This window comes from Ventosimonas gracilis, assembly GCF_001580025.1.
GTDB lineage: Bacteria > Pseudomonadota > Gammaproteobacteria > Pseudomonadales > Pseudomonadaceae > Ventosimonas > Ventosimonas gracilis.
The window spans coordinates 1-560 of the sequence record NZ_LSZO01000156.1 but is presented as its reverse complement, the minus strand read 5'-3'; the positions used below and the strand labels follow the sequence as shown (position 1 = coordinate 560).

Sequence of the window (560 nt, the reverse complement as noted above, 5' to 3'; positions counted from 1 at the left end):
CCGAATGCCTGACTCGTCAGCAAAGTACACGGCGGCATCTTCGCGCTTGGCCTGCAACACAATGGCTGGAAATGTCTCGGTTTCCCATGTGTGTACCCGAGCAGCATCTTGCTGCCACGCACGATATTTCGGCTTTTGCGCACTAAACCCCAGCTCTTTCATCACGCGATACATTGCACCCACGGACAGATTGATGCCAAATTCCCGTTTGATGAGATGACGGATAAGAGCTAACGTCCAAAGACCGAATTCAAAACAAAATTGCTGAGGCGTTTTGCTGCGCACGGCATCGGCGATCCATTTCATCTGCTCATCACTCAACTTTGGAGGACGACCGGGAATTGGTTTGGCCAGCAATGCCGTTTGACCACCATTAGCGAACGCGGCCAGCCAGCGAAAAACACTTCTCTTATTGACACCAAAAGCAGCCGCCACACTGTCAATTGACTGCCCTTCGCGAACAGCTTTGACGGCTTGCTGGCGCATAACCTGTAAAGTGTGATGATCGTGAGCACGACCATCGGATTGCCGTTTACATTTCATGCCTATATTATATATAA

1 protein-coding gene is annotated in these 560 nt (G+C 50.4%); it reads right to left on the bottom strand.

The genetic code is table 11. The features are described from left to right. The coding region (locus AXE65_RS07370) for an IS630 family transposase (RefSeq protein WP_153015417.1) at positions 1 to 543 on the bottom strand (543 nt) is incomplete at its 3' end. Positions 544 to 560 lie beyond the last annotated feature (17 nt).